At 57.5% G+C, this 11,365-nt stretch carries 7 protein-coding genes and 1 pseudogene; 5 read left to right on the forward strand and 3 right to left on the reverse strand.

Features of this window, described 5'->3' with window-relative positions; genetic code table 11:
* The 5 genes and pseudogenes from RHSP_RS07130 to RHSP_RS07150 all read left to right on the forward strand — a co-directional run.
* Positions 1 to 1,118, forward strand: a pseudogene (locus RHSP_RS07130) (hypothetical protein); the annotation flags it as partial.
* 325 nt (positions 1,119 to 1,443) lie between these two features.
* Positions 1,444 to 2,934: a hypothetical protein gene (locus tag RHSP_RS07135; protein WP_200863243.1), complete on the forward strand. Its 1,491-nt coding sequence runs from the start codon at positions 1,444 to 1,446 to the stop codon at positions 2,932 to 2,934.
* A gap of 10 nt (positions 2,935 to 2,944) precedes the next feature.
* Positions 2,945 to 3,658 carry a hypothetical protein gene (locus RHSP_RS07140; protein WP_004111580.1) on the forward strand — a complete coding sequence of 238 codons (714 nt, stop codon included), beginning with the start codon at positions 2,945 to 2,947 and terminating at the stop codon, positions 3,656 to 3,658.
* A 37-nt stretch (positions 3,659 to 3,695) separates the two neighbouring features.
* Positions 3,696 to 4,781: a DUF3800 domain-containing protein gene (locus RHSP_RS07145; RefSeq protein WP_004111581.1), complete on the forward strand. Its 1,086-nt coding sequence runs from the start codon at positions 3,696 to 3,698 to the stop codon at positions 4,779 to 4,781.
* Between the two features lie 50 nt (positions 4,782 to 4,831).
* Positions 4,832 to 5,359 (forward strand): GNAT family N-acetyltransferase, encoded by a 528-nt coding sequence (locus tag RHSP_RS07150; protein WP_004111582.1) that lies wholly within the window; start codon positions 4,832 to 4,834, stop codon positions 5,357 to 5,359.
* Between the two features lie 415 nt (positions 5,360 to 5,774).
* Here RHSP_RS07150 and RHSP_RS07155 read toward each other — a convergent pair whose 3' ends face one another.
* Genes RHSP_RS07155 through RHSP_RS07165 form a run of 3 tightly spaced genes read right to left on the reverse strand, consistent with a single transcriptional unit; the run spans position 5,775 to position 11,363 of the window.
* Positions 5,775 to 6,524: a hypothetical protein gene (locus RHSP_RS07155; protein WP_240535376.1), complete on the reverse strand. Its 750-nt coding sequence runs from the start codon at positions 6,522 to 6,524 to the stop codon at positions 5,775 to 5,777.
* Positions 6,505 to 8,541, reverse strand: a complete 2,037-nt coding sequence (gene pglZ / locus RHSP_RS07160; RefSeq protein ID WP_004111584.1) for a BREX-3 system phosphatase PglZ — start codon at positions 8,539 to 8,541, stop codon at positions 6,505 to 6,507. Before pglZ ends, RHSP_RS07155 begins: the two co-directional genes overlap by 20 nt.
* Positions 8,538 to 11,363: a helicase-related protein gene (locus RHSP_RS07165; RefSeq protein ID WP_004111586.1), complete on the reverse strand. Its 2,826-nt coding sequence runs from the start codon at positions 11,361 to 11,363 to the stop codon at positions 8,538 to 8,540. The genes pglZ and RHSP_RS07165 overlap by 4 nt, the downstream gene beginning before the upstream one ends.
* Positions 11,364 to 11,365 lie beyond the last annotated feature (2 nt).

Consider the following 11,365-nt stretch of genomic DNA (forward strand, 5'->3'; position numbering starts at 1 on the left):
CCGCCATATGCAAGCCCATTCCCAATAGCCATCGGTTTGGGCAGGAAATTGCTACCTTTGCGAATCCGCTTGGTCTTGCACCTCATGGCCTTATCGGCCTGGGCCCGAGGAACCCCAAGATTGCTTCTGACACAAGCGGCAAACACACCGTGTTTTTGTTTGATGACACTACAGTGGATCACGTCATCGAATCCTACGCTCGTTATTTATGTGAGATATTCACCGCCACGGAGTTGAAAGACGGAGTCTTCACTGCCGTGGCCGCGGTGCATAAACCTGGAGAGAAGGACGACAACGTGCCCCGGCACGTTGGAAAATATTGGCCTGTCTATGATCCGGCCCTGACCGCTACGGAGCCGAAACCGGAAACCTTGCAGCAGTATTTTTTCGCAGGTGCCAAGCTGGCAGCGGAGCGCGGCGAAACCCATTTCGTTACGGAGAAAATCGCCGAAGGCATTTTCCGGCTTGCGCAGATGACAGATCCGCTGACATCCGTCGCCGGCAAGCGAAAACATAGGCAAATGGCCGCGCTATTGGCGGACAATCAAAAAGCGCATGCGCTTTATTTTCAAATAATCACGGGCATAGCGGTCGATCGCCAGACACTTACGCAGGGATTCTGGGATGGCACTTGCAGGCCGGCGTTTACAGAAATTGTTAAATGCCTGACCGGGAAGGTTCCTACTGGTACTGCTACTGACGCTTTCCTTGCCTGGAACAATTGGCCGGAGGTTGCTGCCGGGGCTCCGGCAATCGAACGGAACAATATCTACCGCTATCCGGCCGCCGCACCGGAAGTCAGCATACGAGTCGGCTCCATTCACTCGGTTAAAGGAGAAACTCACACTGCGACGCTGGTGCTGGAGAGTTTCTATAAGAAGCATCATCTTGCGAGCCTCAAATCATGGCTGACAGGAGCCAAGACGGGCCAGGGCAGTGAGGGAGCGGAGAATCGTAAACGCCTGAAACAACATTACGTCGCCATGACACGCCCGACACATCTTCTCTGCCTGGCTCTGCGTGAAGACGCGATCACCGCTGCTGAGTTGACGTTGCTAAAGGCCAAGGGATGGCGCCTCGCGCGGGTGCAGGCGGGAGGATATGAATGGATTTCATAGAGAAGCGGATCGATCACTACGCCGACCTGCCTGGCTGCCGTGCAGAAAGTCGCGTGTCCGGCAACAATAGCGCGACGGCAGAATGCATCGCTTGTGACAGACAAGGTATGACAACGGCTGTTTTCCGCCCCTGATTTGCTCAAGGTAAGATATTGTAATTTCATGTGAAATTTTAGCGCTTCGACGATAACGAAACTATCGAGCCGTTAAAGAGAAGATGTTATAAATAGCGCAGTGTGACATTGAGGCTTTCTTAGCTATGGAGTCCATATCTGCGCTCCTGCGGCGTGTCGGCCCATCGCTCTCGACCGAATTGATCGCTGAGATGGCGAAAGACGGCATTTCGCCTACTTCCGCCCGGCAGCGGATCGCGCGCGCCGGGCCGGACGTTGTGCGGCTGGCCGGCCTTAGGTTCCCGCACAACGCCCGCTTCCTTTACCTTGCCGACCAGTTCGGCGATCAAGCGTATTGGCGCGCCGTTGAGCGTGTTTTCCAGAATCATGGTAAAGCCTACTGGAGCGCCATGGCCGGTCTAAGGGCGCGCGGCGGCTGCATTCCGCGGAAACACTTTGCCGGCGTCTGCGGAAGTCCTGCCGCACGGTTAAGGCAGCTTTCGCCGGAGCGCATATTCGAGCGGCTTTCCTCGATCCATATGCTGGAAGAAATTACCGACCCCGACACGGGCCAGCCATTTGTTCAATTCAAACCCTACACTTACAGGCGGGATGAAATTGCGATAGTCCGTGCCCGACTGGTCGCTGAAAACGTTGTGCTCCACGGCATGAAGGAATGGTGCCGCCGGACGGGCTTCGGCAGCTTCGACAGGGTACGCATCCGCGACGACGAAACACCGCCTGTGGTTTCCTCTATCACTTGGGATATGTCGGCCCCGTGTTATGCGCGCCCCCTGGTTAAAGCATCAGCATCAGGCCTCAAGCCGGGGTTTGTCGTCTGTGATGTCAACCTCAGGGGTATCCTTGACGAGGATGCCGTGACGACATTTGTGCGAAAGCACGATCTGGCCTCAGCACCGGCAAATGTTGCCCCCATCATGCCCTTCCTCATAGCAGATGGCTTTACCGCGGCCGGGTTTAGCATGGCGAAGAGCAAAGGTATCTTAGCGACCACGACCGCACATCTTTTTGGTGGAGATGTAGCCAAAGCGCTGCGGGATCTAATTAGCCTGCTTTCGGATACGGGAAAGACTGCGTCGGTTAATCCCGAACATGTCGAGCGTGTCCTGTCAAACCTGACCAGGATCGAGGGCGCGGCGAACAACCTGCGTGGTGCCTTGTTTGAGATCGTTGTTGGTTCCTTGGTAAAGGATGTGGAGGGGGGCTATCTGCGCGCAGGCGAAAAATGGACCGATTTCAGTTCGGGACGCTCGGCCGAGATCGATGTGCTCCTTGACCGCCCCGACGACAAAGGTGTCCTCATCATCGAGTGCAAGTCCAAGATCCCCGGCAGCAGGGTCAACCTTGAAGAAGTTCAAAAGTGGCATGGCGATCGGGTGCCGCTGCTCCATAGCATCATCCGTACGGATAGCCGCTTCAACAACAAGCCGTTGAGTTTTGAACTCTGGACGAACGGGCCAATCGCAGATGACGCGCTGGCCTGGTTGCATGAGCAGCCCGTGCGAAGTGATCCCAGTACTGCGTGGAGAGACGGAGCAGAGATGAAAACCTACACTGACAGAGCGGCGAACGCCGCCATCCGGAAAGCTCTGAACGAACACTATTTCCGGCATCCTTTAGCGAAGATTGAGGGCGCTGCACGTCGCTCAGTTCAGCAAGCAACGCCAGCCACTAGTGCATGAGGGGAACTGAATGACTACCGTCAGCCAGGAGAATTGGCATTTTCGATTAAGCAATTCGTCTCAGGTGGAGCGTCTGCTCGGCACCGATAAGCCTGACACGATCCTGGAGTTTCCGAGTGCCGGCGATCTCGTCAAACATCTCGGAAATGACGACAATGATGAATACATGCGCTTACACTCGCCGATTGACGAACGTCTTGATGCAGATCCCGTCGCGCAAGAGTGGGCTCGGCTGCGAACGCGATTAAGAGATCTCAAGCATTTTCCACGTTATCGCCGCAAGGAATTTGACCGATACCATTCTGCAGCCTGTGCGGTTTCTTCCGGCAGTGCGGATGCATCTCAAGCCAGCATGGTCAGCGGACTTGACGAAGAAATTGAAAAATCCCGTATCCTCGTTCCTGCCGGACAAGTTCTGTTTCATGGCCGAGCCAACGACGATTTGACCAATTTTCAGCCGTACCCGACATACATATCCACATCCCTTCACCCGATAATCGCGCGCAACAGTGCCTTTAGAAGGGCAGGAATAGAGAACAAGAATGGTCAACCGCGTGTATTTGTCCTGACTTTGAAACTTCCATTGCCGGCATTATGGGGGCAAGCAGGACAATCTTGCGAATACGAGCTTTTGCTTCCCCGAAATCTTTTCATTGAAGAGCGCGCGCGCAGCTCCGGTACAAAATACGAGACGATTTTCGCAGATGTGATAGCCCGGAAGTAGGCTGTGAATTAGACATCAATAGTATTTGTGTGACGCTATGGCTGTAAGAACCTTATATTTCGATGAATCGGGATTCACCAAATACAATCTTCTCGACCCATCGCAGCCCATTTTTGCGATTGCAAGTGCTGACATTGTTGAGGGCCAGGCCCGTGAGATCCTTCTTGACTCCTTTCCTCGCTATAGAGGTGCGGAGTTTAAGTTCTCCAACATCTGGGGTTCGAACAGTCGTGCGGGGTTGCTGAGGTTCGCCGCCCATCTGGAGAGCTTGCAGGATTTGGCCTTTATCTACATGGCCGACAAGCGGTTCACTGTACTGACCAAGATCGTAGACTTTCTCATAGAACCATACGTTACGGATGGGGGCTACGATTTTTACGCGGATGGGTTTTGCTGGAAGTATGCGAATTACATTCACTTCGGATTGACGCAGTTCGCGCCGCCGGAGCTGCTAGATGCGCTGCTGCGCCACTATCAGACTTTTAACCGTAACCCGACACCCGATGGTCTTGCGACACTGCAAGTACGCCTCAGCATGATGGCAGCGACCACGGAGGACCGTGTTAAGATCTTTCTCGAACAGATGGCACTCGGTGCAGCGTTGTTTGAGCGTTACCACAGCCTGGAAAATTTCCATGGATCGGATGAGTTTCAGACAACAACAATGCTGGCGATCGTATCGCACTGGCGTCAGCACTATCCTGAAGACTTTGCCGTCATCCATGATGATTCATCAAACTTCCTCAGAAGCCGCGAAATGTGGGGAAAGATCACTAGTGTGAACGTTCCGCCTCAACTCCATCGCAGCGGTGACGGTAGTTTCGTCGAATATCCTCTGCGTGTGATTTCAACTACGGCGATGGATTCGAAGGATAGTCCCTCTATTCAGTTTTGTGATTTGTTGGCGGGCCTTGCGGCCAAGCACTTCAGCCCGCGCACGGAAGGGGACGACAGGGTGTTTATGGATCAGGTGATTGAGGCTGGCCTCAAGCATATCACCTATAACGGCATACGGCCGGATGTAATATTCACTGACCGAATTCCTCCGCGCCGTCTCGATGGCCCGGATGTGGTAGATCAGATGACAGATGTTATCTTCGGCTCGCACAGCCAAAATAGTTAGAAGACGAAATTGTTCGACGCGCTGTCAGTAAAACTATAAATGGAGCTACAATGTACAGTATCGTCTCCAAAAAGCCGTCAGAGTGCTCCACCCAGGAGCTTGAGCAATTTGCCAAATTGGTCATGGCGGGCGGCGAGGTCGCTAACGGCTTGCCTGCGCGCGTTCAGAAGGCGGTTAGCCTTGTGATGCTTTTCAGTGGTGAAGAGCTGGTCGGAACGGCTGGACTGAAGCGCCCTGAAGCAGGTTATCAAAACAAAGTTTTTCTCAAAGCCCGAACCGACAAGGCGCCAGCGGATTTTCCCTTCGAGATAGGCTGGGTTTACATCGCACCAGAACATCGGAACAGCAAAAAAGCGATGCCGCTGATAGAAGCGGCGATGAAAGCGTCAGATGGAGCCCCGATATTCGCGACAGCTCGGGAGAACAATGGAGCGATGCATCATCTCTTAAAGAAGGTAGGGTTCACTCTTTCCGGAGGATCTTATGCCTCCAAGCAAAATGCCGGACAGAAGATCGTATTGTTCGTAACTGATGCGTCATGCGAGAAACCGGTCGATAGCGGTGATCGAAACTCATAAAGCCGAAACGATCAGATACCAGTTCCCAGTTCATCTCGTCCGGCGCGCCCGACAGAATTCGAACGATCTAGTACCGTCCGCTTTTAGGCGGCAGGTCGAAATCGCTGAACGACGTCAATAGGCGCAAATACGCCGGTACCCGCACTTCGATTCGATGTTTCTCTGAACTGCAAACCACACCCTACGAAATCAGATCAGTTGATGTGACATGAGCCGAACTGTTGTGTCTCGCTATCCAGCATGCTAAAGCGCTGATATTACTAGAAACAGCTTGGTGCACCAAGTGGCAAGCTGTTTCTAAGGCCGCAGTTGAAGCAGTGGTGCGTTGGCTTTCCCGAGATCCGCATTCTTTCAAACGCCGGATTTCAATCCTCGGATTAAAGGATCTGAAGGTCCGACAATCATCCATTCGTCATCAGATCGCGAGGCGCAAGGCAACGACCTGATTGCTTGGCCCTTCGGTCCTCACAACCAGGCGCTCGGTGTTTGACACGAGATAAGATAATGGTTGCGTCAAGTTGAACGGGAAAAGCATGGGCAGCGATTGCAGAGTTGGAATTGCCAACGGCCTGCCGGCATTTCGCACGGCCGCCTCGATCAGCCACACCGTAAGTTCGTCGTTCCCCAAAGCGGCGGGAGCCAGACGAAGGACACGTTTGCCCTTTTCAACTCGCTCCACGGCCCCCCAGTCAGCCTGGCTCTGGATGACCATATTGGTCATTCTGTAAGTGCCTTCGCGCTCACCGTAGGTTTCGCTCATACGCCGGTGAATTTCGGCTGACGTGCAATCGCCTTGAAGGGCGGACAAGCGCCCGATCAGTTCGGCAACCTTGCCGAAAAAGGGATAGGCGGCAACGGCCATGCCCCAATGCATTGCTGTGACCGGCACATGCTGGTGCGCCTCGAAAATTGCTGCACCACGATCCGCAAAATCAACCAACTCTCCGCGCGGGTCTAGCCACAGACGTTTCAACACCGTGCGTGTTTTCGTTCGCGCGGCTGGTCCCAAACCGGCGTCATCCAGCAATGACTCCAGATCTTCCAGCTTCGCTTTACCGGCACGAACTTTCAGCGCGGTTGTTGCCCATTCGAGAGCGATATACCGATCAAAACCTATTCTGGGAGCCAACGCCATCATTCGATATTCATCCAGTTCCGTTGGCATGTGAAACTGTCACGAAGGGGACGACCAGTTCCTCCACCGAGACGCCGCCGTGGACGACCACCTGATCACCGTTCGGAACGAAGGCTCTGCGCCCACCAGCGAAGAGAGGCTTGAAGTTCGCTGGCAAACCGGCGATGTTCAGGGCGTCCGTGCCCGGATAGGCCACCGCGGACTCGGCGCGCAACGGGTCGCTACGATACACCCGCACGCGCTCGCCACGTGTTTCCGCGATTACTCCCTGATTGGGCCTGCCTATGCCGACAGCATCGATATTGCCGTGATCCGCTGTCACGTAGATGTTGAAACCCTCGCTTAGCAGGAAGGCAAACAGGCGTTCAACAAAGCCGGAGCCGAGCCAGCGCCCGATCCACAGTGCTACATCTTCCTTGGACCGCTCTTTGTGAAGCCGTTCATCCACCTCATCGATCACCAGCCCCAAGACCTTGGGCTTGCGGTCCGCAATGTCGGCTTCCAAGGTGTCCAGTTGCTCGACCTGATGCAGCGCCCGCTTATACATCACCTCACGGGACGTGATACCGCCTTCGTTTTGCCAGAACAGCTTCCACAAGGCTTCTTCCGTGTTGGTGTGGTCTATCGAATCGTCGAACTCACGCGGTCTTAAACCGGAGAACAGCGCCTGACGGGACACCGACGTTACCGTGGGAAGCCACGCAAAGGCGGTGTTCTCGTCGAACGCGAAAGGCTGCTGGGTGGCGATCAGATGCTCCCTGATCCGTACCCATTGATCGAAGGCCAACCCGTCGAACACCAGCAGTGCCACCTTGGCTTCGCCCGCGCTACGGCGCTGCCGCAGGAAGCGCGGGACGTGATGCACCATCACCGGGCCTTTGATTGCCGGTTGCAGGATCAGGTCGGCGTAGTGGCCGGCGGCAATCCACGCCTGCAACCGTTCGTCGGTCAGCGCCTGGATCGCCTTAATGCGTTCCCGGATCACGACCATCCGTTCGCCAGCATCCTTTTTCGGCAAATCATGAACCCGGCTAAGCATCTCGCCATGACGTTTTGCGAAGTCGCCCCAGAGCTTATGCGGGGCGTCCGCTTCCGGCACCGCTGCGGCAAGCGCCTCGATGCCCTTTTCCGCCAGCGCGAATTGAGACCAAACATCCTCGACGATGCCGGCTTTGATCCAGCCCGGTATGGCGGTTGGAACGTCGGATACCGCCAGCGGATGCAAGCTGCCGTCGAGGAACATCGAGTCGATGATGGCGCGCACGTCGGTGTGATCAAAGGGAATCTCAATGGCCGTGCCGATCTCGCCTGCGCCGAAGGGCGGCGGATCGGGCTCAGACATACGCCTGCCTTCCAGCTTCAGCCTTTCCAAATAGAGATACCAGGCGTCCTGTACCACGCGCAGCAGCGCGCTCCTGGATGACAGCCACTCCGCAACCGGATGACCGACAAGCAAGCCTCTGCCGCGCAGGATGGCCGCCACATGCTCAGCGAACGTCTCCGGCAAGGCGCGGCCTGCGAAGTGCAGCCGCAGCACTTCGCGCCAAAAGTCCACAGACGCGCGGATTGATCGCGGAGTTAACTGATAGACGTGTTCAAGAATGAAATCCTTCGACTCGCTTTCACCGCGCGCCGACTGCAACTCGGTCTGATGGGCGTCGAACAAGATTTCCAGCCGTTCCGGCTCGACCTCTCGCACGGCGCCATAGGCCAGCTTGGGGAACAGTTCGGCAAGATTCAGCCGCACCGCCGGGCGGGCGTTATGCACGATGTCCCACGGCAGATCGTTCGCGTTATCGTGGCGCAGGTGCACGATCAGTGCCGGCGATGGCGCCGGCTCGTCGGCATCCCACGCCGCGCGATACCGTTCCTCATATTCCGCGCGGAACCCGAACGGATCGTCGTATCCCATCACCTCGAAGCCACGGGCGCGCAGTTCGGCCAGCAGCTTCTCGCCCAGCAGCACGCCGTCTGGATCGCAGGCCACCCACAGCCGGGAAAGATCGGCCGTGAAAGAGCCAAGAATGCGCTGATGCCATTGGCTCATGATGCACGCTCGCTGTTCTTGCCGGCGTTGGCATCGATCCGCATCATCGCCACGGCATTCAGCTCCGGCACGCTGGATTTCATATCGTCCAGCGCGGCCAGACGTGCCTCGTGCTCGGATTGCAGACGGCGGCGGCGGAACTCGCGCACGGCCGGCAGGCCGATGCGTCCAATGGTCTGATTGCGAGCGTCGAAGGCGTAGGTGGCGCGATCTCGCTCCTCCTTGATACGGGCGCGATGTTCGTCCGCCAGCGCCGCGAACAGGGCTTCACCCTGCGCGCCGGCCACCGCGAACGATGCCTCGAACCAGCCCACCGAAGCCTCCGCGTCCGCCACCGACTGCACGGATACGGTTTCCGTCAGCAGTAAATCCCAAACCCGCTTGGCGGTAGGCACAAAGGGGCGGCCTTCGTCATTTATGAAAACTGGCAGGAAGCGCTTGCGGTTCGCACCCGGCGCCGCCAGCCCGATCTCCCACAGCGACCAGATACCATTGACCGAGTCGGGTAGGCCAGTCACCCGGATGACCGGCAGAGGCTGGCCCGCAACGAAGCGCGGCACGTCGCCGATGATCGCACGCGCGCGGGGATCTTCCATCGTCAGCCATTCGGCCGCCGGGTTTTCGCCTGCCGCGCGCGCGTCGAAGCACGCCCGCGGCGTCTCGGCTCCGTCGCCCCAGCGCACGCGCCAGACATTGCCGTTTTGCGTCGCCGCGCCGCCGCGCGCCGCCAACCCATTGACGACGGCGCGTTCCAGCCAGAATTGAGCCGGATGGTCACGCCACTTACGCGCCTGATCCGCGTCGAGATCGTGCGGTACGGCTAGCAGATCGCTGTTCCGGTTCGATTCCGCTAACGTGGTCCGCAACTGCGAAACCACGCTATCGCAATTGCCATCGATGGTTTCCGGGTGTTGAAGGCTTCGCACGAACAGCTCGTCGAAAACCGGTTCCACTTCCGCCGAGTCCATGACGTCGGCCGCCTTGTCTACGCCGAACTCCTCAGCGATGACGGCGAGCTTTTCTTCCAACACCTGCCGGACGCGGTGCTCCACTGTGTCTTCCAGCACGAAATTCAGGGCGCGCACGACGTGCTTCTGACCGATACGATCTACGCGGCCGATGCGTTGCTCAATGCGCATCGGGTTCCATGGCATGTCGAAATTGACGATGACGTGACAGAATTGAAGGTTCAAGCCTTCGCCGCCTGCGTCGGTGGAAATCAGCACGCGCGCGTCCTGTGCGAAGGTCTTCAAGGTCCGCGTACGGGCTTCCATGTCCATGCCGCCGTTGAGCGTGGCCACCGTGAAGCCGCGGCTTTCCAAGTAGTCCGTCAGCATCGCCTGCGTGGGTACGAACTCGGTGAACACCAGTACCTTCAGTGCGGGGTCGCTTTCTTCCTGTTTCAGTTTGTAGATCAGCTCCAAGAGGCTCTCAGCCTTGGCGTCCGTTCCAGCGGCCTCGGTGGAGCGCGCCAGAGCCAACAGGGTTTCGACCTCCGACTTTTCGAGCTCCAGACCATTCGCTTGCAGTGCCAAGTCCACCTGTGCTTCGCCGTCCAGATCGGCCCATTCGTCCGGGTTGAGCGTGTCGAACAGGCGGGATTGCAGCTGCGGCGTGTCCAGAACCGCTTGGCGCTTTTCCAGCGTTGCGCGGATCGCGGCGGTGCTGGATGTCACTAGCCGCTGCATCAAGATCATCAGGAAACCGACGTGACGCTGCTTGGCTGCCAGAGCCTGATTGTAACCGTGGCGCACATAGTCGGTGACGGCTTCGTACAACTGTTGCTGCGCAATATGCCGCGGTTGCCATGCGACGGCATGCAAGCGTGTAAGCCGTGGGCGGAACAGCGATTGCCCCTCAGCATCGATCGCCGCGCGCTTCTCGGTGCGGATCACGAAGGGCTGTACACGCTCGCGGCTGACGCTGCTCTCATCCGGGAAGGCGTCCCTGTCCAGCAACTGCATCAGGCGCATGAACTGGTCTGTCTTGCCCTGATGCGGCGTGGCCGAAAGCAGCAGCAGATAGGGCGAGGCTTCCGCCAGCGCCGCACCCAGCTTGTACCGGGCCACTTGCTCGGTGCTGCCACCCATGCGATGCGCTTCATCGATGATGACCAGATCCCAAGCCGCCGACACCAAATCCTCGAAGCGTTCGCGATTGTAGGTCTGGATCTGATCCAAGCTCCAGCCGCGCCGCGATTCCAGCGGCTTCACAGAATCCAGCGCGCAGATCACCTGGTCGTGCATCTGCCAGGCATTGTCTTCCGCAGAGTCCCCGCGCCATTGCCTCAGGGCTGCTATTGAGGAGGGGTCTACAAAGTGAAGAGGCTCGCCGAAGTGCTGGCGCATTTCCGCCTGCCATTGCCGCACCAGCCCCTTGGGGGCGACAACTAAAATACGCTTGGCGCGGCCTCGCAGTTTCAGTTCGCGCAGCACCAAGCCCGCTTCGATGGTCTTGCCCAGGCCTACTTCGTCGGCGAGCAGGTAGCGGATGCGGTCCTGCCCAACGGCGCGATTCAGCGCGTAAAGTTGGTGAGGCAACGGGATGACGCTGGACTGGATGGGAGCGAGCAGCAGATTGTCTTCAAGAGCGTCCTGCAACTTGGCCGCTGCCGTCGCGTGGAGAATCTGTTCCACTGTAGGTCGTGCGCTGGAAAGCTCTGACAGTTCCGCCGCTCGAGCATGCAACACCGCATCCTTCGTCGGCAGCCAAACGCGGTAGGCCGCTTCACCCCACAGCGCCAGCCGCTCGACCACGCGGCAGGGCGTAGCCTGCCGCGTGTGCCAGCACCAATCGCCGATGTCGAAGCCGCCGTCCGTCAATG

Origin of the sequence: Rhizobium freirei PRF 81 (assembly GCF_000359745.1) — a bacterium.
GTDB classification, from domain to species: Bacteria; Pseudomonadota; Alphaproteobacteria; order Rhizobiales; family Rhizobiaceae; genus Rhizobium; species Rhizobium freirei.